Source organism: Rufibacter soli (assembly GCF_054781795.1).
The window spans coordinates 1,547,094-1,571,763 of sequence record NZ_BAAGTS010000002.1 but is presented as its reverse complement, the minus strand read 5'-3'; the positions used below and the strand labels follow the sequence as shown (position 1 = coordinate 1,571,763).

Genomic DNA, 24,670 nt, shown 5'->3' with positions numbered 1-24,670 from the left:
CATACCGCGTCACTGCCATGGCCCTCCGTCCAGATTCCTTTTTTCAAAAGCATGGGCTTCCGCTAAGCGTTATGGGAGGATTGCTCCTGGTTTATCTGATTTTCCCTACGCAGAACTCCACCTCAGACGCTTATGACTATGCCGCTTGTGTGCGGTGGCGCGTAGATCTTTGGCAACCCCACCACCTGCTTTATAATGTGACAGGGTTAGGCCTGTACACCCTCTTTGAGAAAGCAGGATTCTCCCTTCCCCCGTTGGAGTTGCTCAAGTTCATGAATGCCTTGTTTGCTGGGGGCTGTTTATGGGTTTTGTGGCGGTCTCTGATTCTATTGGAACAACCCCCTAAGGCTCAGGCTGCCCTCCTCCTGTTGGCCGGAGCCAGTCTGGGAACTATGCGCTACGCCACCGAAAACGAAACCTATATCCTCCCTGTCTTCTTTTCGCTTACAGGTACCTTTTACTGGCTGCGGAACTACTTAAAGGGAAGAACCAAAGATATTTTTTGGAGTGGTTTCTGGGCAGCTTTCGCCTGCCTTTTCCATCAGATTCATTTCTTTTGGTGGCTAGGCTTAGGACTGTCTTTCCTGTTTGTCAAAACCCATCCCTGGCGAAAAGCGGCGCTGTTCACGTTACCAGCTTTGGTAGTGCCGTTGGTGTATTTAGTAGTGCTATCTATTCAGGGCATCCCGCTTTCTCAGGCCCATCGGTTTGTTTTCCTGGATTTCTATAAAGGCGAGGTGGAAACCACAATATCCTTGCACAATTTCCTGCTCACGGCTATTTCCCTCTTCCGCACATTTCTGGAGCTACATGGGCGACAACTGTTTATGGTAAAGGTGAATTTACTTTACATATTACCTGCAATTGGGTCATTATCTTTATTATCCTGGTTCGCTTTCAGGTTGGCTACCCAATGGAAATCAATCTCTCTCATCCATTCCTTCCCGGTAAAGATCTTCTTCCTTATTCTGTTCCTGCAGCTGCTCTTTGCGTGGTTTGCCGTGGGCAATGCCGAGTTCATGGTAATGGTTCCTTTCCTGGTTGCCCTTCTGGCCGGCTGTTTTAGGTTCCCGCAACCCCAAGCCCTCTTCTTGACGGGCGTGGCGCTTTTTGTATGGAACATGAGTTACGCCGTAGTGCCCAATTTTTATTATACCTTCTCTAACCATGCTTGCGTGCAGCAATTTGCGCAGCAATACCCCCAGGCTACCTTATTGCTCCAGGATAAGAACTCCTTTGACGCCTATCTATTTTACCATACCGGAAAGTACCATCCCCGGGCATTTGAGACAGAGGCTTCCCCGCCTGTTTTACAGAACGCTATTAACTTGGCAAGGCAGGAGAAACGGCCTGTCGTGACAGACTTCTCCCTGGCGCCACCGGTCATTTCCCGGGCCTGGCTTTTAAGGAAAGGAACTGCCCCCGGGTTCTTTAAGGAATTTCAATTGGAAAGGATCACCTCCTGCCCCACTTTTTACGGGGAAAAGGGCCTCAGTCATGTGATATACCCTCGTTCAGAAAATAACCCGTAAGCTCGACTAGAATTACCTTAAAACCACCGTCTACTTGCTTTTCTATTTTCTCCAGAATACTCTGGAGGCGTAAATTTCTATTGGCTGAATAAGTAGCCTGTGGTACGTCATTACCAAGCGTTTAAATCCGTTCCCCGTAAAGGGCTTCTTCTTAGTGCTGGCCTTTCCCCAAGGCGCCAGGTGATTAATGATTTTAGTCATTTTTGCGGTGCGTCTGCTGGAAAAATATCGCGCAAAACCGCTATAGAGGAGTTCAGAGCTTTTGTAGCGGGCCCATATTGAAGTAGGCTGCCAAATTGGAGGATGATCCTTGTCAGTTTTGATTTTTCTTAGCTATAGGTACTAAAAACCTTGCCTACCTTTGCTGTAAAGAAGTACCCATTGACCAAGCTTGCCACCATATTGCTCTTGTTTGCCATGCTGACGCAGATGTTTAGCAAGGTGATCATTTTGGCAGACTATGAGGCAAATGAGGCCTTCATCACTACCTACCTCTGCATCAACCGGGACAAGCCGCAGATGCAGTGCCACGGCAAATGCTATCTCTCCAAACAACTTAAAAAAGCCGGGCAGGCCGAAAAAGACGCTTCCTCAAAGGGGCAAAACCAAAAGGCTGACCTCACGTTGTTTTGCCAGGCTCTGGTTTCCTATACTTGTACCTCTGGGCAGCCCCTGGCCGTCGCCTTGCCTTTTGACTTTTCCGGCCACCCTCGTCGGCTTTCCTTCTCCATCTTCCACCCACCCCAGGAACCTGTTTAGGTTGTAGTTCGAGTTTGGGCAGTCGCCCATTCCCTGGCGTTGTCTTGCATTTTGAAAATGCTGGACTGGGCCGCTATGTTCTCACTTTACAGTTTCTTGATTTTATGCGAACCTCATTCCCCGGCATCTTGCTCCTGGTGTTGCTTTGCACCTGTGCCCATGCCCAAGTAACCCTTAAAGGCCGTGTGGTAGACGCCTTCTCCAAGGAAGCGCTGGTTGGCGCCAGCATTACTCTACCCAATACCACCCTGGGTGTCACTACAGACGTAGATGGCCGTTTTACCTTTACTTCCAAGGCGCCCGCCGCCCAACTTCTGGTATCGTACCTGGGCTATGAACCCAGGCAGGTTCCGGTAGCGGAAAACGCCCTGATCATTGAGCTTACCCCTGCGGCCAACCAACTGGCCCACGTGGTGGTCTCAGCCAGCAGAGCGGCCCAGCTAAGGTCTGAGGCCCCGGTGGCCATCAGTACTATCTCCAGCCAGGTGCTTCAGGAAACCAAAGCTATTACCCTAGACCAGGTCCTCAACAAGGTGAGCGGGGTATATATGGTTAACCTGGGCAATGAGCAGCACACCATGGCCATCAGGCAACCCATTGGCTATAAAAGTCTTTTCCTGTACCTGGAAGACGGCATCCCTATCAGAACCTCCGGCGACTTCAACCATAATGCGTTGATAGAGGTGAACATGGCCGCCTTGAAAACCATTGAGGTGATCAAAGGTCCCGCCTCTTCTCTATATGGGAGTGAGGCCATTGGCGGGGCGGTCAATTTCATAACCAAGGCACCGGCCTCGGTGCCAGCCGCCCAGGTGCAGCTGGAAGGTAGCAATCGGGGCTACCGGCGCACCAACTACAGCACCTCCAGCACTTTTGGCAAAGTAGGGGTCTACGCCGGGGGCTATTTTGCCGCCCAGAGCCACGGGGTCATGAGCCACAGTGATTTTGAGAAGCTCGCCTTCACCCTCAGAACCGATTATAAAATCAACCATCGCAGCCAACTCACCACCTCGGCCAGCCTGGTGAAATATGAGACAGACCAGACAGGCGGCTTGGATAGCACCCACTTCTTCCGGAAAGACTACAGCAGCCTGCACACGTTTTCCTATAGAAAAGTGGACGCCCTACGCGTGAGAAGCACCCTGGAGCATGCCTGGAACCCTGCTAACCAGACGCAGGCAACGGTCTTTTTTCGCCGCAACGCCATAGGCCAGAACCCGTTCTACGCTATTGCAAACGTAAAAGGCAACCCCCTAAAGGCGAAAGGCGAGATCAACGAAGACCGCTTCTCCAGTTACGGTTTTCTGGCCCAGCACCGGAAAACCCTGGGGTTCCTGAACGCCAACCTTACCGCGGGAACCAGCCTGGATTATAGCCCTGCCACCTATACAGCCCACTTTATTGACGTGACCCGGAATGAGCAAGGCGTTTACACCGGCTTTGCCGCTTCAGACTCCCTGCTCACCCACTATGCGGTAAATCTGCTCAACACGGCCGCGTATGGCCAACTGGAGGTCTCCCCTGTAGATGCCTTAAAGCTGGTGGCCGCCCTGCGCTATGACCGTCTGGACTACGCCTTTGATAACTTCCTGCCGCCCTCTGCCTTTACGGGAGCACCGGATGAGAAAAATGGGTTCAGGCAGGTCGCCCCCAAATTGGGGCTCACATATGCCTTTCAGAAAAACCTTGGCCTGTATGTCAATTACAGCGTGGGCTTTGCCCCGCCCCAGATCACGGAACTGTACCGGGGCATGAAAGTACCCCAGCTGAAGCCCTCTGACTACCGCAACTATGAGGCAGGCGTGTGGTGGAGTTTCTGGCAGCAGAACGCATACGCAGAGCTTAGCCTCTACCAGATGGATGGCACTAATGAGATTATCTCCACCCGGTTGGAAGATGGTTCTTACCAAAACCAGAACGCCGGCCAGACCAGGCACCGCGGCTTGGAATATGCCCTGACTATTACCCCCATAAAATCGCTTTCCTTTAAGTTCAGCGGTACCAATGCCCGGCACCTGTTCCTGAACTACGTAGAGAGAGGCCAAAATTACTCGGGAAAGGAAATGGCCACCGCGCCAGATTTCATCGGGAATGCTGAAATGGCCTACAAGCCATCCTTCTTGCCTAACCTTCGGCTGGCCCTGGAATGGCAACACGTAGGTGGCTATTTCATGGACCCCGCCAACACAGAGCGCTATACCGGGTATGACCTCCTTCATGCCCGGGCCTCGTACGCTTATCACGGGTTTGAGGCCTGGGCCCACGTGCTTAACCTCACTAACACCCTTTATGCCACCACGGTTGATAAATACGCCTACGGCAAAAGCTACCGCACCGGGCTACCCATCACGCTGCAGGTGGGGCTGGGGTACCAGTTCACCGCTAAAAATAAGCAACCCTAACCAACCGCCATCAGCCAAATCAAATTTCTGCGCTCAGTATCGTTAGCGGCTCTTTCGCCTACTGCCACCGCTTCTGCCCCTAGCGCTAAAGACCTAAGGCACGCTGCTTTCCTTTAACCAAAGAACGCCATGAAAAGAAATACCTATATCGCCTTCGTTATCCAATTGATTTTCACCCTTTCCTTGGCCGGATGCCAAACGCCGCAGCCTGCTGGTGAAAAGGCAAACGGTGCCGCCAGAATATCCCCGGAAGGGGTTGCGGCCTCTTGTCCGTTTCTTACCAAAGACCAGCAAGGCCACCCGGTGCTGGCCTGGGTGCAGGCGCAGGATACCAGTAGTAATTTTGTGCTGGCCTTCGCCCGCTCCCTGGACGGCGGGAAAACGTTTCAGAAAACCATTCAAATTCCCACCTCCGCTGGCGTTTACCCGCATGATGAGAATCTGTCTAAGCTGGTCTTCAAGAAGAATGGTGATATTCTGGCCATGTTTGCCGTGCAGAACCCTAACCCAGAGAACAGTTACGCCGGCCTGGTGAACTATACCCAATCCTTTGATGGGGGTAAAACCTGGACGGCAGCCAAACAGCTGGCGCAGGACGCACAAAACAGCATAGATGAACGCTACTTTGATATTGCGTTGCTACCCAATGATGAGGTGGCCGCCATTTGGCTGGACTCCCGCAAGGACACGCCCAAGGAAGGTTCCTCGCTCTACTTCTCCTCTACCACCGGCCGCAACGGGTTCACCTATGAGAAAGTGATTGACCGACAGCTCTGCCAATGCTGCCGCACAGATCTGTTTGTGGACGGCACCGGGAAACTCCATGCCGCCTACCGGGCCATTCTCCAGGACAGCATTCGGGACATGATGCACCTGGTGTCCTCTGATAACGGCCAGACCTTTGGTCCCCGTGAACGGATCAGCCCGGACAATTGGGCCATAAACGGTTGTCCGCACACCGGGCCGGCGCTGGCCTGGAACCAAAACGGGCTGCATGTGGCGTGGTACACCATGGGAGGCGGAAGCGGAGTATTCTATAGCGCTAGAAACGAAGCGGGTGGCTTTGCGCCCCGCCAGGCGGTAAGTACGCTGGCCTCTGCCAAGCATCCCCAGATCACGGCTTTGCCCAATGGCAGCCTGGCCATTGTCTGGGATGAACGCGCGAATTCTCCGGCGGGCACTGCCAAACCCCGGATAGGCCTGCAGATACGCCCAGCCACCGGACAACCCATGCGAACCACTTTTCTAACCCAAGACTCCGTACAGGCCACCCACCCGGTACTGGTAAGCGTCTCCCCCTCTACCCTCTTAGTGTCCTATACCCAAAAGGGAGAAAAAGAATCTTCCGTCTGGTACCAAGCAGTCCCAGACCCAAGCAAGTAAAATCAGTCTTACCCTTCCCCTCAAAGAAGAAACCTGTTTCCGTTTCGGGGCTGTTTTTCTGAAAACAGCCCCGAAACGGAATTTACGCTTCTGACCGCAGCACTTCCAGCGGCGAGCGGTTCACCACGCCCCGGCTATTGAACAGCCCAATGGCCACCGTGAGCAATGAGATAATTAGGAACAAGACCAGCACTGGCCATAGGTTTGGCGTGAAGGTGGTCTCAAAGCTGTATTTGGCCAGCGCCCAGCTTCCGGCCAGGGAAAGCACAATGCCGGTCCCGGCTGCCAGAGCACCCAGGAAGAAATACTCCAGGGCGGTAATGGCAAAGATCTGCCGCCGGCTAGCGCCCAGGGTGCGCAGAAGCACGCTTTCCTGCATGCGCTGGTACTTGCTGATGAGCACCGAGGAGATGAGCACCACCAGCCCGGTCATGATGCTGAAGCCTGCCATGAACCTGATCACAAACCCAATCTTGGTCAAGAGCTCATCCATCACGCTCAGAATCAGCTCCAGGTCCACAATGGAAAGCGTGGGGAACTGCTGCACAACCGCTTGCTGGAACCGGGCCGAGGCGGCCGCGGATGGCACTTTGGTCATGAGCACATGGAACTGCGGGGCCCCCTCCAGCACGCCGGCCGGAAAGACCACCCTGAAATTGGTCTGGATGCGGTTCCAATCTACTTTTCTAAAACTGCCCACTACCGTGGGAATGAGCGCACCTTGTACGTTGAAGACAATACGGTCCCCAATCTTGAGTTTGCTCCGCTCGGCGTAGCTTTCCTCCACAGATACATATACCGTGTCCTCAGGAGAGCGTACACTTCCCCGCCAAGTGCCCTGGCTGATTTTTTCGGTTGAAGTGAGGGTATCCCGGAAGGTGGACCTTATCTCCCGCTGGAAGGCTCTGATGGAGAGGCCCGAGGTACTGTCTTTTTTGACGGCTTCGGCGTTTTGGCCGTTCACCTCTTCAATGCGCATGGTCACGATGGGTACCTGCTGGATTACGGGAAGGCCCTGCTGCCGGGTCAAAGCGGCCACGGCCTCACGCTGGGAGGTCTGGATGTCAAACAGGACCATGTTGGGCTGGTTTTCGCGGGCGGCCAGCGTAATGCGGTCCAGCAGAATGTTCTGCACAAAAAACAAGGTGCAGATAAAGGCCGTGCCCAGCCCAATGGAGACTATCAGGATAAGCGTTTGGTTATTGGGCCGGAACAGGTTGGCCAATCCTTGGCGCCACAAGTAGCTCCAGGACTCGGGAAAGAACCTTCTAACGGTCCACATGAGCCCCGCCGCAAGGCCCACCAGCACCAGAAACCCCAGCAGCACGCCGCCCGTGAAATAGAGCGCTTCTTTCCATTTCTGGGTCTGCAGGTAAGTAAACCCGAAGATGAACAGCAGGATTAGCCCGTACACAGCCCACTTCAAGGGGTCTTTAAACAGGCTGGTATGCTCCAAGGACAGGCGCAGGGTATTGAGCGGAGACACGTTTCTGATACTCACCAGAGGCAGCAAAGAGAACAGCAGCGAGATCATCAGCCCCAGTCCTATGCCCTGGACAATTGCCAGCCACGAGATGCCCGCCGTGATCTCAATAGGCAGCAGATCCTGCAGTACCTTCGGAAGCAATTGCTGCACGGCGGTTCCCAGAAAGGCGCCTATCATCGACCCAATCAGCCCGATGCCCAGAATCTGGATGACGTAGATCAGGAACGCCTGGCTCCCGCTCACGCCCAGGCACCGCAGAATTGCAATGGAGCTTAGCTTTTCGCGCATGTACACATGGATGGCGCTGGCCACCCCAATACTGCCCAACAGCAGGGCAATAAAGCCCACCAGCGCCAGGAAACCAGTGAGGTCCTTAAACGAGCGGCCCATTTCCTCGCGCTGCGTTTCAATGGTCTCGGTATTCAAAGATTCCTTCTCCAGGCGGGGCTCCAGCTTCTCTACCAGCTTTTTGACGTTTACCTGGTTATCATACTTGTAGTAGAACAGGTAATTGATGCGGCTGCCTTTCTGCTCCAGCCCGGTTTTGGCAAGGTACTGCAGGGGAATATACACCGCCGGAGCCACCGTGGCCGAGATACCAGTCTGCCCGGGGGCTTTGTTCAAAATGCCCGCAATCTGGAAGGTAAGCTCGCCCACCTTGATGGAATCCCCCACCCGGGCGTTGAACTGCAACATGAGCGTCTTGTCCACCAGGGCCTGCTGCCCGTCTCTAAAGCTTTGGGCGGCCGCCGCTGGGGTGGTCTCTAACTGGCCGTAGTATGGAAACTCCCCCTGCAGGGCCCGCACCTGCACCAGGCGGGTGCCCAGGCTTTTGGGGAATAGGACCATGGAGGCGAAGCTCCGCTCCTGGGACCGCCGCGTACCCAGCGAGTCCAAGAGAGGCAGCATTTTGGCGTCTACGGGGCGGTTGCTGCTGATCACAAGATCTGCGCCTATCAGTTCCTTGGCCTGGCTGTCAATGTCTTCGCGCAGGTTATACCCGAAGGAAAAGATAGCCACCAGCGCCGCTATACCCAGGATAATGGAAGACACGAACAAAAACAGCCGGGACCTGTTCCGGCGGCTGTCGCGCCAAGCCATCTTCACTAACCAAGGCAGGTTCAATTTATTCATTTTTAAGGTGCTAAGGTGCTGTTACTAAAGGAAGACTTACTGTCTCTGTTTTGGGCCTGTTTTTGCGAAAACGGGCTCAAAACAGAGACCATCTTCAAATTACCTAATCTCCAAATTTTCAAATTGCTTTGGTAGGCTCATCAGAGATCAGCATGCCTCCTTTCACCTTGAGAATGCGTTGGGTTTTGGCCGCCAGCTCCACGTCATGGGTAACCAAGACCAGGGTGGTGCCGGCCTCGCGGTTCAGGTCGAAGATCAGCTTGACCACTTTCTCGCTGGTCTCGGTGTCCAGGTTACCGGTGGGCTCATCGGCGAAGAGGATCTTGGGGCTGTTGGAAAACGCGCGGGCCAGGGACACACGCTGCTGCTCGCCACCCGAAAGCTGCGCCGGGTAATGGTGGCTCCGGTTGGCCAGCCCTACCTTGTCCAGCAGTTCCAGGGCCCGGGATTTAATATGCTTCTCTCCCCTTAATTCCAGCGGCACCATCACGTTCTCCAGGGCGGTGAGCGTGGGCAACAGCTGAAAATTCTGAAAAATAAAGCCTACGTACTGGTTTCTGACTTGCGCCCGGGCGTCCTCGCTGAGCGTGTCTAACCGAATGCCGTTCAATTCCACCAGCCCCGAGGTAGAGCGGTCCAGGCCCGCGCACAAGCCCAATAGCGTGGTTTTTCCGCTGCCCGAGGGCCCTACAATAGCCACGGTGGAACCTTCAGTAATAGAGAAATTGATATGGTCCAGCACCGTAAGGGTCTGGCCGGTGCTTTGGTACGTTTTGGTGAGGTCCTGGATATGAAGAATAGGTGTCACAAGCGTTGGTTAGATGGAAAGGAAGCCCGAAAGGCGCTGATGTCCGCGGAAAGTTACAGAACAAGCCGCTAATTACATTGTTTAAACCTGTAACGTGCAAACCAAGTTAAATGTATGTTCTTTGTACCCACAAGAAACCCAAATACTATGTATAAGCTACCTCTTTTGTACGTATTGCTTCTGGGCGGTCTGCTGGCAGGCTGCTCTGGCCAGGGGGAATCTACCCACAAGGAACAGGCCGGATCCTCAGAAAAAACAACCGCAAATGCTGCCACCGCTATGAAAACAATCCTCTTTTTTGGCAATAGCCTTACGGCCGGGTACGGCCTGGACCCTTCAGAGTCTTTCCCGTCCCTTATCCAGAAGAAAATTGACAGCCTGAACCTCCCTTATAAAGCCGTGAATGCCGGCCTGAGTGGCGAGACATCGGCGGCAGGCGCTAACCGTATAGATTGGCTCCTAAGGCAGAAGATTGACGTGTTTGTGCTGGAACTAGGGGCCAACGACGGCCTTAGAGGCATTTCTCCAGCTGAGACCAAGAAAAACCTGCAGGCCATTATTGACAAGGTGAAGGCTAAATACCCAGAGGCAACTTTGGTCATGGCTGGCATGGAAGTCCCGCCCAGCATGGGTGGAAAATATGCCAGCGAGTTTAGGGTAATTTTTAGGCAGCTGGCCGAGCAAAACAACATGGCCCTGGTGCCGTTCCTGCTGGAAGGCGTGGGCGGGGTACGGACTTTAAACCAACAGGACGGCGTACACCCCACCGCTGAAGGGCAGAAGATCCTGGCCAACAACGTGTGGGAGGTACTTCAGACCGTGTTATAGCGAAAGGTTGGCTTTGGTTGGATTTCCTGTTTTGGGCCTGTTTTCCGGAAAACAGGCCCAAAACGGGATTTTAAATTTTAGAAGGCCCCTTCCGAAACAAGGCTGATACTCCTTGGCAATGGCTTCTCCTAAAATATCGCTTCCGTTTACCTTTGGCAGGAATTAAAATACCTTTGCCCCGGAAAACATAATCACGCGCTCCAGGACGTTGTTAATAGAGGACCGTTTTATGGAAGCAGAACAAGAGATTGACATAAACACCCGGCCTAGCGACAATTTTCTGGAGCCTTTCAAAACGCCGCTTTACCAGATATTGCTCTTTAAAGGCGATGGTACTTTTACAGTAGACTTCACGGAATTTACCTTTTCTGGGAATACCATTTTATTCCTTTCCCCTTACCAGGTTTTTCAGTGGAAGGGCGCCCCGAGGACGCGTTTGGATTGCCTCGATTTCCATGGGGATTTTTACTGCATAGAGTACCACAAGAAAGAGGTAGCCTGCAACGGCCTTCTATTCAACAATATCTATTTGCGCCCGCATATTGCCGTTGAAGACCGCGTGTACGGGGAAATCCTAACGCTTTTCTCCAAAATAGCAAAGGAGAAAAAAGAGGGGAATGATTTTTCAGCCGCCATCTTGAAAGCGTACCTACAGCTTATCCTGGCCTTGTGTAGTAAGGAGAAAAACACCTCCCTTAAAATGGACCAGAGAGATGCCACTGGAAGGCAGGAGATAACTCAGTTTCAGAACCTGCTGGAACAGTTCTTCATCAAGGAAAGGAGCCCCGCCTTTTACGCCGAAAAGACCAGGCTGTCTGCCGGCGCCTTCGGGAAGAATATAAAAAGGCAGTTTGGCAAAACGCCCACCCAGCTTATCCAGGACCGGGTAATTCTGGAAGCGAAAAAGCTGCTGCACCTCACCCACAAATCAGTGAAGGAGATAGCCGCCGAGCTCCATTTCGAGGACGAATTCTATTTCAGCCGGTACTTCAAGAAAAGCGTGGGCTTGTCTCCCCTGCACTACCGTGAGGACGTGGGGATTTCCATTGTGGCCAAATAGTCTATGGTAAAACCACTCCTGTCCATTTCCAGCCGCCTTTACCGGCGGTAATTTTGCAGATATTAACTTAAAGGAAATGGATAAGGTAGTTCACATTTTAGCGGCTAACCAAGCCAATTACATACACTTCATCAGGATTGCCATTTTTGTGGTCATGGCCTGGATTGGGGGCCTAAAGGCTTTCCAGTATGAGGCCGACGGCATAGTGCCCTTCGTGGCCAACAGCCCTTTCATGTCTTTCTTCTATCAAAAAGAAGCCCCAGAATACCAGGCCTATAAGAACCCTGAGGGCAAGACAGTCCAGAAGCATATAGACTGGCATGAACAAAACGGAACCTACCTTTTCTCCTATGCCTTGGGTACGGGTATTATTCTGATTGGCACCTTGACCCTGCTAGGCATCTGGCATACCAAACTTGGGATACTGGGGGGACTTTTAACGGTGATCATGTCTTTTGTGACCCTGACGTTTCTCATCACCACCCCCGAAGTGTATGTCCCTAACCTAGGGGGCGATTTCCCTACCCCCGACTTCGGCTTCCCCTACCTGTCAGGCGCCGGCCGACTGGTCCTAAAGGATATCATCATGATGGCCGGAGGATTAGTAGTGGCCTCAGACGGAGCCAGAAGGCTTTTGGCAAAAACTCAAGGCTTCTTAGCTAAGCATTGACAATTAGGATAAGCAAAGCATTTCTACTTTCTGAGGCCTTACTCTCAAGTGATTTATTGCTTCACTAATTCTGTTTCGGGGCTGTTTTCTGAAAAACAACCCCGAAACAGAAAAAGCAATTACCCAGCTATTAACTGTAACTGAGCCGAGATTTCTACCACTGGTATGCCTTCCTTCTCTAACTGGGTGGCCAAGGCGTCCAGGTCAGAAAGGCTTTCCAAAACAAAGTACCGGTCTGTTTCCCCGGCTTTGTAGGGTTGGCCTAAGATCTCTTCCAGAACAGCCGGTTGCCAGGCATTCTCGCTTTTGAGGGCACCTTCTCCTTGTGGTGTGTTGGAGAGCAAGTAGGCACCAAATAAGGTCACTTTCCCCTCCTGGTCGCGCAGCAAGCCGTTGCCCAACACATGCTGGGCCAGACGCCACAGGAGTTCAGTGGCGGCGGGGTCTTTGTAGTGCAGAGACAACCGGCCTATCCGCTCCATAAAGCTGGCCACCTCGGGTTGGAGCAACCAGGGCAATTGCCCGAATATATCCTGGAACAAGTCTTTGTTACCTTGAAGGCGCAAATCAGCGTCTGGGTGCAGGCGCAAAGAGGTAACGGCCGGAAACTTCTGTTTCGCCCATTTGGCCAGTACCTGGCGGGGCCGCAACGGTTCTTCTACCGCTATTACCTCCCACTCGCTTTTCTGCTCGCGTAAATGGAAATTGAGTTTCTGGAAATCAGGAATGAAATAGGCCTTTAGCTCCAGCGCATTGACTCCGGCCCAGAAGGGCGCAGAAACCACGGCAGAAAGAGCTTCTGACCGTTTGGTGTACAAGATGTTCCAGGTCTGTTGTTGCTGGATGGTGTACAGGTGATAAGGTTGCTGATACATGGCAGTAGGCATAAAAAAAAGCCTGGCCCCGTTTCCGGAGCCAGGCTGTATTGTAGGTTCTTGATTTCTGGTTTATCTCAATCAATGTTCACCCAATATTGTCCCCGCTCCGGTACGCCCTGCGTACGGTTTCAGATTGACAATCATAAAAATTTGGGTGCATGTTTTCATAACTGATGCCAATATCAAAAATACCTTTTAGGAATGCAAATTTTTTATCGCAAATTTATTTGACTAAGCTAAATCCTTGCGGATTCTAATTGGTGAGATAGATTATAAGCCTAGTATTTTTTTGTCATCCTGAAAGGATCTTGTGAGCTAGTTAGAATAGTTATGATTCCTTTCAGCGGCGAAGTAGCGCTTCTTCCCTCCTATTTCCGGCCTTTTCTTTTCCTTTTTAAGCGTTTAATCAACCGTATTACCCTTCGCTACCAAGATCCTTTCAGGATGACAAAGAGAAAGAAGCAGTCAATGAGTAGTAAGGGAGGAAGTGAGAACAAGAGTCAGAGGCTATTCAGTAAGTAAGTAAGTAAGTAAGTAAGTAAGTAAGTAAGTAAGTAAAACAGAATAGAGAGGATATTTTATTAAAGCTAAACCAACTCTTTCCGCAGTTCAAACACTTTCCGCATTTTCTTGATCATGCGCTCAGATTCTGTGAAGCTCAAGGTTTGGGCGCCGTCTGAGGCAGCTTCTTCAGGCTTCTCATGAGTCTCATAGATGATACCATCGGCGCCGGCCATGATGGCGGCCAGGGCCATGGGCTCCACGTACTCGCGTATGCCTATGCCGTGCGAAGGGTCCACGATCACGGGCAGGTGCGTCTTCTCCTTAAGGATTGGAATAGCGTTGAGGTCTAAGGTGTTGCGGCTGGCCGTCTCATAGGTCCTGATACCGCGTTCGCAAACCATGAGTTTCTCGTTGCCCCCGGAGAAAATGTATTCCGCGGAATAAAGCAACTCATCAATGGTACCGGAAATGCCGCGCTTCAGAAGCACGGGCTTGTCTACTTTGCCTAGCTCGTCTAGCAGGTTAAAGTTCTGGGTGTTTCTGGCCCCCACCTGGAAAATATCGGTGTACGGCTCCATGGGCGCAATTTGTGATACCTGCATTACCTCGGTGACTACTTTTATCCCGGCCTGCCGGCACATGTCATAGAACATTTTCAGGCCTTCTAAGCCCATGCCTCTGAAGGAGTAGGGGGAACTGCGCGGCTTGAACACCCCGCCCCGCATAAAGCGCACGTTCTGGCTGAGCAGATGCTGGATGGTTTTCTCAATCTGTTCTTCGCTTTCAATAGAGCAAGGGCCGGCCATGAGGGCCAGTTCGCCTTCCTTGATCTGCAGGCCATCGCCGAAGTCAATCACCGTGGGGTTCACCTTCCATTTACGGGATACCAGCCGGTAGTCATCTGAGACAATGTGAATGTCTTTGATGCCGGGCAAATGCCCGATGGCGCGCACGTCAAATTCGGCTTTGCCGGTGCCCACCAGGTAATGGCCGGCCTGGGTAATCACTTCGGTGGTTTTGTATTTGAGGGCGTTGGCCTTGTTAATGATCGCCTCTTTTTCCGCGGCCCCTATGTTGGGTTGTAATTGAATAAGCATGGTTCTGGTTTATTTGATGGACTGCAAGAAGCCCCGCACATTTTCCCTCAGTTCGCCGGGCTGTTGCAGTGCTTTGATAAACGCACTGCCAATAATAGCCCCGTTCGCCGACTGGCAGGCCAGCTCAAAGGAAGGTTTGTCCCCTATCCCGAAGCCAATTAACAGCGGGTTCTTCAGGTCCATGCCCCTTACTTTTGAAAAATAAGCCTGTTGGGCATCGCCGGTTTGTACGGCACCGCCCGTGGTGCTGGCGCTGGACACCATGTAGATAAATGAATCTGTGAGGGCGTCAATCTGCCGGATGCGGTTCTCTGACGTCTGGGGCGTGATCAGGAAAATAAGGCTCAGGCCATGCTTCTCCAGGACAGGCTTGTATTCTTCTTCATACTCGGCAAACGGAAGGTCAGGTAGAATAAGGCCGTCCACCCCTACCCGGGCTGCTTCCTCACAAAACTCCTCAAAGCCGTATTGCAGCACCGGGTTCAGGTACCCCATCAAAATGACTGGCACCGTTACCTTTTCCCGCACGCCGGCCAGTTGCTGGAACAGCTTCTTCACTGACATGCCATTTTCCAGGGCTACCTGGTTGCTGGCCTGAATAGTAGGCCCATCGGCAAGAGGATCTGAGAAGGGCATGCCAATTTCCACCATATCTGCCCCGGAGGCTTCCAGTTCTTCCAGAATAGTGACCGTGTCTTCCAGCTTAGGGAAGCCGGCGGTGAAGTATACGTTCAGCAGGTTGCCCTTTTTCTCCTGGAACAGCCGGGTAAGTCTATTGTTGGCCATCTTGTTGTTCAAAATAAGTAAGAATGGTATTGAGGTCTTTGTCGCCGCGGCCTGAGAGGTTGATTACCACCACCTTGTCTGGGCCGGCGTTCAGTTCTTTCAAGGCAGCCAAGGCGTGTGAGGTTTCAATGGCCGGGATGATGCCTTCCAGCCGGCTGAGTTCACGCAGGGCTTCCATGGCTTCAGCGTCTGTAATAGCTATAAAGCGGGCCCGACCGGTTTGGGCCAAATGCGCGTGCTGCGGCCCCACGCCCGGGTAATCTAAGCCCGCCGAAATGGAATACGGCTCTGTGATCTGGCCGTCCTCGGTTTGCATAAGCAAGGTCTTGCTGCCATGGATGATGCCGGTTTTCCCCAGAATAGACGTAGCCGCCGAATGCCCGGAGTTGACGCCTAAGCCAGCGGCCTCTACGGCTACCAGTTGCACGCTGGGCTCATCCAGGAAATGATAGAAAGCACCGGCGGCGTTAGAGCCACCGCCAACGCAGGCCACCACGTAATCTGGCAATTCGCGGCCTTCTTTCTCCAATAGTTGTTTTCTAATTTCTTCTGAGATCACACTCTGGAAACGGGCCACCATGTCTGGATACGGGTGTGGTCCTACCACAGAACCTATGATGTAATGGGTATCCTCGGGGTGGTTGATCCAGTCCCGGATGGCTTCATTAGTAGCGTCTTTTAGGGTTTGGCTGCCCGAGGTAACCGGCACCACGGTAGCCCCAAGCAGGCGCATTTTCTCCACGTTGGGCCGTTGGCGCTCAGTGTCAATCTTGCCCATGTACACAATGCATTCCAGGCCGGCCAGGGCGCAAACCGTGGCCGTAGCCACGCCGTGTTGACCGGCGCCAGTCTCAGCAATGATGCGTTTCTTGCCCAACCGCTTGGCAAGCAGAATCTGCCCTACGGTGTTGTTGATTTTATGGGCCCCGGTATGGTTCAGGTCCTCACGCTTGAGGTAGATTTTGGTGTTGTAGCGCTCAGAAAGGCGCTTGGCCAGGTACAAGGGCGTAGGCCTGCCCACGTAATCGCGCAGCAGATCCTGCATCTCCTCCTGAAACCTCTCTTCCTGTATAATGGTCAAATACTTTTCCCGCAGCTCTTCAACGTTGGGGTAGAGCATTTCGGGGATAAAAGCTCCCCCAAACTGGCCGTAATAGCCGCGCTCATTAACTCCGTATTCCATGGTTTTAGCTTTAATGTAGTGTGGCCCGCTATTGCTGACCTGTTGCTAGTAGAAGTATCGCCAAATGGTTATGCCCTTAATTTCTGAATAAACTCCTGCACCCTTTGCACGTCTTTCAGACCCGGCTGGATCTCAAATTTACTGTTCAGGTCAATGCCGTACAGTTGCGGCAGACGCAAGGCCTTGATCTCGTCCAGGTGCTCCAAGTCTATGCCCCCGCTTAGGAAAAAAGGTACCTGGTAGGTGTAGCCCTGTAATAAATCCCAGTTAAAGCGATGGCCGTTTCCGCCGGGGTTAGCCCCGCTGGCGTCAAACAGGAAATAGTCACAGCATTGCACGTATTCTTCCAGTTGGCTAAAGTCAAAGTCTCCGCCAACCCTAAAGGCTTTCATGACGGTGAGGCCAGAGTCTTTGAGTTCATGACAAATTTGGGGCGTTTCATGGCCGTGGAGCTGTACCATCTCCAGGCCCAGGTCGGTTACTTTCTGTAACACCACCTCTACCTCTTCGTCTACAAACACGCCCACCTTGCTGGTGCCCTGCTTGAAAATGGAGGAGAAAACGGCCCACTGGGTGGTAATAAAACGGGGGGACTTTTCGTAGAAAATAAAGCCCACATAGTCTGGCTGAAGCAACAAGAGTTCTTCTATGTTCTCTGTGTACTTCATGCCGCATACCTTTATTTTAAGGTTTCTATTTGGCATTCTTTGTTGTATTGAAGTTTGTCTGTGTAGTCAGTCTGTGGCAGTTGCAGAAGATACTTGTCAGTTAAATCCAGCCACTGGTAGTGTAAGCGTGGTGTTTGGTTTAAGGCTGTTTTTAGAAAAACGGCTTTAAAACGGTTGGTTCTATAAGGTTACTTGGCAATTTTCCCCTTTGCCTTTATCCCCATAATAGTACAAGAATACTAAATTAAACCTCAGGTTGGTTAAACTGGCTGCGCCTGCCGCAGCTTTTTAAGTTCGTCAATAAAGGCAGCGCAGGCTTTTTCTGGCCTGGTTTGGCGCATGAAGGTTTCTCCCATTAAAAATCCTTCGTAGCCATACGCACGCAATTCAATTATGGAGGAAGCCTCGCTTAGACCGCTCTCAGAAATTTTCACAAATTCATTGGGAATGAAACTAGCCAATTCTTTGGATATGTCAATACTCACTGAGAAATCATGCAGGTTGCGGTTGTTCACCCCCACCAGGTCTACGTGCGGGGTAAGCGTGCGCTCCAACTCCTCCCGGTTATGCACTTCCAGCAATACCTCCAGTTGAAGGGAGTGAGCAAACTGGGCCAGGCGCTCCACTTCTTCTTTGGTCAAAATAGCGGCAATCAACAGAATGGCATCGGCGCCAATGGACTTGGCCTCCAGGATCTGGTACTCCTCCACCACAAAATCTTTGCGCAGAATGGGGCAGAAATTGAATTTACGGGCCGTGGTCAGATCTTCGCTTTTTCCGCCAAAGAAGGCGGTATCTGTAAGCACCGACAAGGCCGAGGCTCCTGCCTGCATGTACCCAATGGTGGTTCGCTCTACCGGCGCGTAAGCATTCAACATCCCTTTGGAAGGCGACTTGCGCTTGTATTCAGCAATGATCCCGTTCAGGTCGGGGCGTTGCACGTACTTGCGCAGAGATACCGGCTGGGAGTTAAAATACAGGCTTCGCTCCAACAGGGCCGTGGGTACCAGGTTTTTGCGGTCTGCTACTTCCAGGTGTTTATGAGCGACAATCTGATCTAGTATAGTGGATGACATAAAGTAAGGCGTAAAGAAAAGGTCAGGGAAAAAGAAGCAAGGGTTAATGTGCTAAGCGTTTTCCGGCTGTAATGTTTTTTGGATGGCCAGTAAATCTTCGAACGTTTTGAGCGCCAGGCCATTAGTCAAGGTGTGCCGGGCCTTTTGCAAGGCCTCGGGCAACGTTAACCGCTCATCGGCGCAGAAAATCCCCAGTCCAGCATTGGCCACTACGGCATCTTGCTGGGCGGCAGTGCCACGGCCTTCCAATACCTGCATAAAAATAGCGGCTGCCTCTTCCACGGTATCGCCACCGGCTAAATCGCTGGCCTGATAGGTGGGCAGGCCCAAGTCTGACGGTTGCAGAATTTTTTCGCCCTGCGGAGTTACCATTTTAAAAGCGCCTGTCAGGGAGATTTCATCATAGCCATCCAGGGCGTGCAACAGTACAAAGCGCTTTCCGGTCTGTTGGTAGAGATACGTGTACAGGCGCAGCAACTCCAGGCTGAAAACCCCTACCAATTGGAAATGTGGCTTGGCCGGATTGATCATAGGGCCCAGCATGTTGAAGAAGGTCTTCACGCCCAGTTCTTTTCTTATGGGCGCCACTTCTTTCATAGCCGGGTGAAACAGCGGGGCGTGCATAAAGCAGAGGTTCGTCTGCTCCAATTGAGCCCGCAGAACCGCGCTATCATTGGTGAATTCATAGCCCAGGTGTGCCATCACATTGGAAGACCCGCAGATAGAGGAAACCCCGTTGTTGCCGTGTTTGGCCACTTTATAGCCAGCCCCGGCCACCACAAAAGAGGACAAGGTAGAGATATTGAAGGTGTCTTTGCCATCGCCGCCGGTGCCACAGAGGTCAATCACCTGGTCAGTGCCCAAGTCTGGGAGCAGACAGAGTTCCAACATGGCTTCCCTGAATCCTTCAAGCTCCTGCACCGTGATATTGCGCATGAGGTAAACGGTCATAAAGGCCGCCATCTGGCTGGGATTGCATTGGCCCTGGGTCATGTTCAAAAGCACCTCGCGGGCTACTTCCTTAGACAGGGTCTTATGTTCTATTAGTTGTTGCAGTACCTGTTTCATAGAGTAATGGAAGCGGCGTAAGAAGTCCATTTATTTACCCGTTTGGTAGGGTTACGCAGCCAGTTTTGGAGCATTTCTTTGCCGTAGTCGGTTAAGATGGATTCTGGGTGGAACTGTACGCCGCAAACGTCATATTTTTTATGCCGGATAGCCAGCACTTCGCCGCGCTTATCTACCGCGGTTACGTGCAGGGCTGAAGGAACAGATTCCGGCTTTACGGTCCAGGAGTGGTAACGGGCTACTTTGAACGTGCCAGGCAACTTATTGAATAGAGGATCTTCACTATCAACTACCCGCAAGGTAGAGGCAATGCCGTGCAACACGTCTGTCATGTTGGAAAGCTCTGCCCCAAAGGCTTCGGCAATGGCCTGGTGGCCCAGGCAAACGCCCATGATGCGTTTGGTTGGAGCGTACCGCTTTAAAAGCTCGGGCATAATGCCTGCCTCACTAGGTACACCCGGGCCCGGCGATAACAAAATCACGTCAAACTGGTCTACCGCGTCCAGGCTGATCTGGTCGTTGCGGTGTACCTCTACCTGGTCCCCGTACCCTAGTTCCCGGAGCAGTTGCACCAGGTTATAGGTAAAAGAATCGTAATTATCTAAGACTAGGATTTTCATGGCAATAAAGGGTCTGTCTGTTTTTTGGCTGGAAAATCTGTTTTAAGCCTGTTTTTGTTAAAACACCCTCAAAACGAAAATAAATCATTTTATCACTAAATAGTGGTGGCCCGTTCTAAGGCTTTGCGCAGGGCCGCCAGTTTGTGGTGTACCTCATTTAATTCAGAGCGGGTATCTGACTTAGCCACTACCCCTGCCCCGGCTTGGTAATGCAGTTTGTTTTTCACGCTCAGGAAAGACCTGATCATGATGGCGTGGTTAAAATCGCCACCGAAGCCCAGGTACCCGATGCAGCCTCCGTAATACCCGCGGCCCGTAGGCTCCAGACTGTCTATAAGCGTCAAGGCCCGGTGCTTGGGTGCCCCCGACAGCGTACCCGCCGGAAACGTGTCCGCCACCATTTGCAAAGAACCATTGGCCTTGGGTAACCGGGCCGTCACTTTAGAGACCAGGTGAATCACGTGGGAGTAGTATTGCACTTCTTTGAACACCTCCACCTTCACGTCATCGCCGTGGCGGCTCAGGTCATTGCGGGCCAGGTCTACCAGCATCACGTGCTCGGCGTTCTCTTTGGGGTCATCATACAACTTCTGGGCCAATTCAGCGTCTGCCGCATCATTACCGGTACGCTTGAAGGTACCGGCAATAGGGAAAATACTGGCCGTGTCTTTTTTGATGAGCAACTGCGCTTCTGGAGATGACCCAAATATCTTGAAGTTACCGTAGTCAAAGTAAAACAGGTACGGCGAGGGGTTGATGGAGCGCAGGGCCCGGTACACGTTGAACTCGTCGCCCTGGAAGGCCTGAGAAAACCGGCGGGAAAGCACGATCTGGAAAACATTGCCCAGGTGGCAATGGCGCTTTCCTTCCTCAATTACCTTCAGGAACTCCTCATCCGTCTGGTTGGTGGTCTCTTCCCCGGCCAAAGAGAACTGGAACATTGGGAAATTCTTGTTCCGGATTAGGTTTTCCAGTTCATCCAGACCGTTGGTAAGGGGCTGGTGTCCCAGAAAGTGCTCAAAAATATAAAGCTGGTTCTTGAAGTGGTCAATGGCAATCACAAACCGGAAGGCCTGGTACAACACCTCGGGCATTTCTGGGTGGGCCGTCTCCTTCTCCTGCAGTTCTATTTGTTCATAGTACTGCACTGCCTCAAAAGACATGTAACCAAATAACCCGTTCTGAATAAACCCAAAAGGCTTGGCCTCAGATTTGAACCTGCCGCAGTAGTCCTGTAGCAACCCAACGGCATCGCGTTTATTGGTCAGGGTCTGCTCCTCCACGCTGCCGTCTGGGAAAGTCTGGCGCAGGACGCTATCCTTTAGTTTAAACTCGGCAATAGGCTCGCAGCAGATATAGCTGAAGCTGTTTTCATGCCCGTGGTAGTCAGAGCTTTCCAGCAGCAGGCAATTCTGGTATTTGTCGCGTAGCTGCAGGTAAATGCCCACCGGGGTCACGGTGTCTGCCAGCAGGTGGCGGTATTGCGTTTGTAAGGTGTAGGTTTTCATAAAGTGCATTAAAAAAGGCTTGCCGTTTTATATGAACAGCAAGCCTTTTTGGGTATGGGCAAGTTTAGAATAGGCAATAGCCTGCTGTTCACGAATCTTCCGATTGGTGCCACCAACACTGCATTGCGTTTTTCTGTCCTGATTTCATTTTCTCTTTTATTTTGAATTTGTACCCTCTTAAAAACACCAAAGGCCCGGGTGAATCCGAGCCTTGTTCTATATTGCATTACTGCACAGCAAGCGGTTCACCCATCAGATTTGACGTGCATGCCACCAGGCGTTGTGCAGGAATTGGGTCATATTCATGTTGCAAATATACCGGCTGGTTTCTCTTTCGCAAATAAATTCCACAAAAAATATGGCTGTTACCGGAAAAGAAACATTCTGACCAGGATTCTGTACTTTTAACCGTGCAAACCCATCGTGCCCCCTTCCCTGGCTACCTGCTTCTCTTCCTGTTTTGGGTAAGCCTTGCTTCCTCAGCGGCCAAGGCGCAGTCTACCTACACCCTTGATACCCTGGCCGGACCTCCGGCAGACACCGTGAACCGCTTCTCGCAACGGTTGCCCTGGCTGGCGGCCGGGGGTACCGCGCTTTATGGTGGCGGGTTGCTCCTGCTCAACCAAGCCTGGTACCAGGACAAGCCTCAGACGAATTTCCATTGGTTTGATGATGCCCGTGAATGGAAACAGATGGACAAGGTGGGCCACTTCTGGGGTTCCTTCCATGAAAGCCGGCTGGGCGTTGATTTGCTACGGAAAGCGGGCGTGCCCCAAAAGAAAGCCATCTGGTACGGCGGGGCCCTGGGTTTTCTGCTGCAGACTCCCATTGAGTACTTTGACGGCCGCTCTCCTGATTACGGCGCTTCGCTCTCTGACATTGCCGCCAATGCCGCCGGTTCCCTGGGCGTAATCGCGCAACAGCTGTCCTGGGGCGAACTCAGGTTGCAGCCCAAATTCTCGTTTCACCGCACCCGGTACGCGCCGCTTCGGCCCAACGTGCTGGGCAAGGGGCCTTCAGAGGAATTCCTGAAAGACTACAATGGGCAAACGTACTGGCTCAGCGTGGACTTGGCCAAATTCCTTTCCCCTGAGAGTAAATTCCCTAAATGGCTGAACCCAGCCCTAGGCCTGGGCGCCGAAGAAATGGTTTTCAATGATCCAGACGCCAATCGGGCCCTGGGACTTGACGCTTACCGGCAGTATTACCTCAGCGTAGATTTAAACTGGCAGGCCATTCCTACGCGAAACAAACTCCTAAAAAGTGCTTTCTATGTGCTGTCTATCTTCAAGTTCCCGGCCCCGGCGCTGGAATACAGCAAGAGGAAAGGCCTCCGGGCGCATGCCCTCTATCACTAAACCTCACAGTAAAAAAGGAAGTACCTGCGCCTCTGGAAACACCATTTTAAAATCTGGGATATAGAGGGTCAGGAAGGGATTTAGTTGTTGCACCGGTGGGAATAACCTTGGGTCAGCAGCCTGCAATTTACTGGTGGCGCGCTGTGCATGCCCTTCCAGGGTTGGTTTGGTTAACAGCATATCCGGGCCTTTCAATTGCATCAATTTTAACCAGGTAAAAAGCCAGGGGTATAGCGGAAACTTAGGGCCTTTGGGTTGTACCTGGGCCTCAAAAAAGGTTTGCCCCTCACGGCTCACGCCGATCTCCATTCCCCCTAGTTTATTGGTTTGCCTATCAAAGACAGCCCTTTCCTTGGCAATTCCCCAGTTTTCGCGGCCGTTCCAGACGCTGTCATAGCTAGACACGTAAATCTTGGAAATGGAGAAAGTGAGCTTCCCTTTCATTCTGAAAAGCCCCGGAATAAACAGTAACTCCTGGTAAGGACCTACCCCCGAAGAAGCGTAATTGACATACATTACCGCCCCTATCCCCGCCAGGTAAGAAGCATCCTGGTACGGGGCCATAAACCCATACTTTTGGTTGAAGGCCTTGGTTAACCGATAACACCAGATCACGCCGGATCCCTCCAGTTGCCAGGGGGCGGGGGCTATGATATCTGGCACAAGTTCCATTTACTTAAGGAGTTAGTCGCTTCTAATGGAAACGCCAATCTAGTAGGGTGGTTGTATTTAGCGGCATGTTTTGCGGCTGTTTTTATGAAAACGGGCGCAAAACAGAATGTAAGCCCCTCGCCTAGCTTTTGCGTATCTTTGTGGAAGCCCGGGCGTTTTAAGCCCGTTTTTTCATAACAAGACCCAAACCACATGAATATAGGAGATCGCGTGCGGTTAATGCACGGCAAAGAAGAAGGCATCATCACCCGCTTTTTAGATAATAACCTGGTAGAAGTAGCCATTGACAATGATTTCACCATACCGGTCATGCGCCGCGAGGTAGTAGTGATTGCTGCCGAGGAAGGCGAGATGTTCCGGAATGCCCCTGCCGCCCCTGAAGCCCCAAAGAAAAATACCCCGCCCGTGGTGCCTTCCACCGCAGTGGCCGGCATCTACATTGCCCTAGTGCACCAAACCGATGAATTGCTGGCCGTACACATTGTTAACAACTCTGAGTTTGACCTGCTGTTCACCTACGGCGAGGAAACCGAGAAAGGCTACAAAGCCCAGCACAACGACAAACTCCCGCCCAAGAAAACCAAGCCGGTGGCCCACCTACACCTCAATGACTTTGACAAATGGCCCGACCTGGTAGTCCAATACCTGCAACACAAACCTGGGGCCAACACCCTCCTGGAGCCCGTAACCCGGAAGCTTAAATTCAAGGCCTCATCGTTCTACAAAAGCAAAAAGACTGCTCCGGTCCTGCAAAAAGAAGGTTATGTCTTCCAATTGGACTCTAAGCCAACCTTAGTCAACCCAGATTTGATCCAAGAGCAATTAACGGAATCTGCCGGTGCCGGTGAGAACATCAAGATGGCAGTCCCTAACCACGAGGTGGACCTGCACATTGAGCAGATCCTACCCAATGAGGACCCCAAACTCATGAGCAACTCAGAGATTCTGCGCCAGCAACTGGCTGTTTTCCAGGATAACCTGGACCGCGCCCTGGCCGCCAACATGCACGAGATCATCTTCATCCATGGCACGGGCAACGGGGTCTTGAAAAAGGAAATCCAGAAGGTACTGAGCCGCAACCCGCACATCAAATTCTATGAAGACGCCCGCAAAGAGAAATTCGGCTACGGCGCCACCAGGGTTCAATTAAAGTAATGATTTGTGCCTGCTAAAACATCCAAAGCTGTTTT

At 52.1% G+C, this 24,670-nt stretch carries 21 protein-coding genes; 9 read left to right on the top strand and 12 right to left on the bottom strand.

Features of this window, described 5'->3' with window-relative positions; all coding sequences use genetic code 11:
• Positions 1-71 precede the first annotated feature (71 nt).
• From ACYVJQ_RS08450 to ACYVJQ_RS08435, 4 genes are all read left to right on the top strand, one after another.
• Positions 72-1,532: a hypothetical protein gene (locus ACYVJQ_RS08450; protein WP_460892638.1), complete on the top strand. Its 1,461-nt coding sequence runs from the start codon at positions 72-74 to the stop codon at positions 1,530-1,532.
• Between the two features lie 351 nt (positions 1,533-1,883).
• A complete protein-coding gene (locus tag ACYVJQ_RS08445; RefSeq protein WP_460892637.1) occupies positions 1,884-2,291 on the top strand; it encodes a hypothetical protein in 408 nt (135 codons plus the stop codon).
• A gap of 104 nt (positions 2,292-2,395) precedes the next feature.
• The gene (locus ACYVJQ_RS08440) at positions 2,396-4,693 is read left to right on the top strand and encodes a TonB-dependent receptor domain-containing protein (protein ID WP_460892636.1); all 2,298 of its coding nucleotides are present in this window, start codon (positions 2,396-2,398) and stop codon (positions 4,691-4,693) included.
• Positions 4,694-4,822: 129 nt separating this feature from the next.
• Positions 4,823-6,076 (top strand): sialidase family protein, encoded by a 1,254-nt coding sequence (locus tag ACYVJQ_RS08435; RefSeq protein WP_460892635.1) that lies wholly within the window; start codon positions 4,823-4,825, stop codon positions 6,074-6,076.
• A gap of 82 nt (positions 6,077-6,158) precedes the next feature.
• On the opposite strand, the gene ACYVJQ_RS08430 is transcribed toward ACYVJQ_RS08435, so the two are convergent.
• Both ACYVJQ_RS08430 and ACYVJQ_RS08425 read right to left on the bottom strand, forming a co-directional pair.
• Positions 6,159-8,696 (bottom strand): ABC transporter permease, encoded by a 2,538-nt coding sequence (locus ACYVJQ_RS08430; protein ID WP_460892634.1) that lies wholly within the window; start codon positions 8,694-8,696, stop codon positions 6,159-6,161.
• A 118-nt stretch (positions 8,697-8,814) separates the two neighbouring features.
• On the bottom strand, positions 8,815-9,504 hold the full coding sequence (locus ACYVJQ_RS08425; protein WP_460892633.1) for an ABC transporter ATP-binding protein: 690 nt from the start codon (positions 9,502-9,504) through the stop codon (positions 8,815-8,817).
• A 147-nt stretch (positions 9,505-9,651) separates the two neighbouring features.
• On the opposite strand from ACYVJQ_RS08425, the gene ACYVJQ_RS08420 reads away from it, so the two are divergent.
• The 3 genes from ACYVJQ_RS08420 to ACYVJQ_RS08410 all read left to right on the top strand — a co-directional run bounded on the left by ACYVJQ_RS08420 (position 9,652) and on the right by ACYVJQ_RS08410 (position 12,062).
• On the top strand, positions 9,652-10,332 hold the full coding sequence (locus tag ACYVJQ_RS08420; RefSeq protein WP_460892632.1) for an arylesterase: 681 nt from the start codon (positions 9,652-9,654) through the stop codon (positions 10,330-10,332).
• A 229-nt stretch (positions 10,333-10,561) separates the two neighbouring features.
• On the top strand, positions 10,562-11,392 hold the full coding sequence (locus ACYVJQ_RS08415) for a helix-turn-helix domain-containing protein (protein ID WP_460892631.1): 831 nt from the start codon (positions 10,562-10,564) through the stop codon (positions 11,390-11,392).
• 76 nt (positions 11,393-11,468) lie between these two features.
• On the top strand, positions 11,469-12,062 hold the full coding sequence (locus ACYVJQ_RS08410) for a DUF417 family protein (RefSeq protein ID WP_460892630.1): 594 nt from the start codon (positions 11,469-11,471) through the stop codon (positions 12,060-12,062).
• A gap of 119 nt (positions 12,063-12,181) precedes the next feature.
• Here ACYVJQ_RS08410 and ACYVJQ_RS08405 read toward each other — a convergent pair whose 3' ends face one another.
• From ACYVJQ_RS08405 to ACYVJQ_RS08365, 9 genes are all read right to left on the bottom strand, one after another.
• The gene (locus tag ACYVJQ_RS08405) at positions 12,182-12,937 is read right to left on the bottom strand and encodes a hypothetical protein (protein WP_460892629.1); all 756 of its coding nucleotides are present in this window, start codon (positions 12,935-12,937) and stop codon (positions 12,182-12,184) included.
• A 590-nt stretch (positions 12,938-13,527) separates the two neighbouring features.
• Positions 13,528-14,541, bottom strand: coding sequence for a 3-deoxy-7-phosphoheptulonate synthase (aroF, locus tag ACYVJQ_RS08400; RefSeq protein WP_460892628.1), 1,014 nt, complete (start codon positions 14,539-14,541; stop codon positions 13,528-13,530).
• A gap of 9 nt (positions 14,542-14,550) precedes the next feature.
• Positions 14,551-15,327 carry a tryptophan synthase subunit alpha gene (trpA, locus tag ACYVJQ_RS08395; RefSeq protein ID WP_460892627.1) on the bottom strand — a complete coding sequence of 259 codons (777 nt, stop codon included), beginning with the start codon at positions 15,325-15,327 and terminating at the stop codon, positions 14,551-14,553.
• Positions 15,314-16,510 carry a tryptophan synthase subunit beta gene (trpB, locus tag ACYVJQ_RS08390; protein WP_460892626.1) on the bottom strand — a complete coding sequence of 399 codons (1,197 nt, stop codon included), beginning with the start codon at positions 16,508-16,510 and terminating at the stop codon, positions 15,314-15,316. Before trpB ends, trpA begins: the two co-directional genes overlap by 14 nt.
• Positions 16,511-16,578: 68 nt before the next feature.
• Complete coding sequence (locus ACYVJQ_RS08385) at positions 16,579-17,214, bottom strand: phosphoribosylanthranilate isomerase (protein ID WP_460892625.1); 636 nt, start codon at positions 17,212-17,214, stop codon at positions 16,579-16,581.
• A gap of 224 nt (positions 17,215-17,438) precedes the next feature.
• Positions 17,439-18,254 (bottom strand): indole-3-glycerol phosphate synthase TrpC, encoded by an 816-nt coding sequence (gene trpC / locus ACYVJQ_RS08380; protein WP_460892624.1) that lies wholly within the window; start codon positions 18,252-18,254, stop codon positions 17,439-17,441.
• 51 nt (positions 18,255-18,305) lie between these two features.
• The gene (gene trpD, locus ACYVJQ_RS08375) at positions 18,306-19,352 is read right to left on the bottom strand and encodes an anthranilate phosphoribosyltransferase (RefSeq protein WP_460892623.1); all 1,047 of its coding nucleotides are present in this window, start codon (positions 19,350-19,352) and stop codon (positions 18,306-18,308) included.
• Positions 19,319-19,942: an anthranilate synthase component II gene (locus ACYVJQ_RS08370; protein WP_460892622.1), complete on the bottom strand. Its 624-nt coding sequence runs from the start codon at positions 19,940-19,942 to the stop codon at positions 19,319-19,321. The genes trpD and ACYVJQ_RS08370 overlap by 34 nt, the downstream gene beginning before the upstream one ends.
• Before the next feature lie 95 nt (positions 19,943-20,037).
• Complete coding sequence (locus tag ACYVJQ_RS08365) at positions 20,038-21,450, bottom strand: anthranilate synthase component I family protein (protein ID WP_460892621.1); 1,413 nt, start codon at positions 21,448-21,450, stop codon at positions 20,038-20,040.
• Between the two features lie 410 nt (positions 21,451-21,860).
• On the opposite strand from ACYVJQ_RS08365, the gene ACYVJQ_RS08360 reads away from it, so the two are divergent.
• Positions 21,861-22,808: a DUF2279 domain-containing protein gene (locus ACYVJQ_RS08360; RefSeq protein WP_460892620.1), complete on the top strand. Its 948-nt coding sequence runs from the start codon at positions 21,861-21,863 to the stop codon at positions 22,806-22,808.
• Positions 22,809-22,811: 3 nt separating this feature from the next.
• Here ACYVJQ_RS08360 and ACYVJQ_RS08355 read toward each other — a convergent pair whose 3' ends face one another.
• Positions 22,812-23,480: an acetoacetate decarboxylase family protein gene (locus ACYVJQ_RS08355; RefSeq protein WP_460892619.1), complete on the bottom strand. Its 669-nt coding sequence runs from the start codon at positions 23,478-23,480 to the stop codon at positions 22,812-22,814.
• A 192-nt stretch (positions 23,481-23,672) separates the two neighbouring features.
• On the opposite strand from ACYVJQ_RS08355, the gene ACYVJQ_RS08350 reads away from it, so the two are divergent.
• Positions 23,673-24,635, top strand: a complete 963-nt coding sequence (locus tag ACYVJQ_RS08350; RefSeq protein WP_460892618.1) for a Smr/MutS family protein — start codon at positions 23,673-23,675, stop codon at positions 24,633-24,635.
• Positions 24,636-24,670 lie beyond the last annotated feature (35 nt).

Coding starts and splice junctions, on each gene's coding strand:
- trpB (WP_460892626.1), bottom strand. CDS start 16,510: ATGGAATACGGAGTTAATGAGCGCGGCTATTACGGCCAGTTTGGGGGA.
- aroF (WP_460892628.1), bottom strand. CDS start 14,541: ATGCTTATTCAATTACAACCCAACATAGGGGCCGCGGAAAAAGAGGCG.
- ACYVJQ_RS08420 (WP_460892632.1), top strand. CDS start 9,652: ATGTATAAGCTACCTCTTTTGTACGTATTGCTTCTGGGCGGTCTGCTG.
- ACYVJQ_RS08410 (WP_460892630.1), top strand. CDS start 11,469: ATGGATAAGGTAGTTCACATTTTAGCGGCTAACCAAGCCAATTACATA.
- ACYVJQ_RS08350 (WP_460892618.1), top strand. CDS start 23,673: ATGAATATAGGAGATCGCGTGCGGTTAATGCACGGCAAAGAAGAAGGC.
- ACYVJQ_RS08370 (WP_460892622.1), bottom strand. CDS start 19,942: ATGAAAATCCTAGTCTTAGATAATTACGATTCTTTTACCTATAACCTG.
- ACYVJQ_RS08435 (WP_460892635.1), top strand. CDS start 4,823: ATGAAAAGAAATACCTATATCGCCTTCGTTATCCAATTGATTTTCACC.
- trpC (WP_460892624.1), bottom strand. CDS start 18,254: ATGTCATCCACTATACTAGATCAGATTGTCGCTCATAAACACCTGGAA.
- ACYVJQ_RS08430 (WP_460892634.1), bottom strand. CDS start 8,696: ATGAATAAATTGAACCTGCCTTGGTTAGTGAAGATGGCTTGGCGCGAC.
- ACYVJQ_RS08355 (WP_460892619.1), bottom strand. CDS start 23,480: ATGGAACTTGTGCCAGATATCATAGCCCCCGCCCCCTGGCAACTGGAG.
- trpD (WP_460892623.1), bottom strand. CDS start 19,352: ATGGACTTCTTACGCCGCTTCCATTACTCTATGAAACAGGTACTGCAA.
- ACYVJQ_RS08440 (WP_460892636.1), top strand. CDS start 2,396: ATGCGAACCTCATTCCCCGGCATCTTGCTCCTGGTGTTGCTTTGCACC.
- ACYVJQ_RS08365 (WP_460892621.1), bottom strand. CDS start 21,450: ATGAAAACCTACACCTTACAAACGCAATACCGCCACCTGCTGGCAGAC.
- ACYVJQ_RS08450 (WP_460892638.1), top strand. CDS start 72: ATGGGAGGATTGCTCCTGGTTTATCTGATTTTCCCTACGCAGAACTCC.
- ACYVJQ_RS08415 (WP_460892631.1), top strand. CDS start 10,562: ATGGAAGCAGAACAAGAGATTGACATAAACACCCGGCCTAGCGACAAT.
- trpA (WP_460892627.1), bottom strand. CDS start 15,327: ATGGCCAACAATAGACTTACCCGGCTGTTCCAGGAGAAAAAGGGCAAC.
- ACYVJQ_RS08405 (WP_460892629.1), bottom strand. CDS start 12,937: ATGTATCAGCAACCTTATCACCTGTACACCATCCAGCAACAACAGACC.
- ACYVJQ_RS08385 (WP_460892625.1), bottom strand. CDS start 17,214: ATGCCAAATAGAAACCTTAAAATAAAGGTATGCGGCATGAAGTACACA.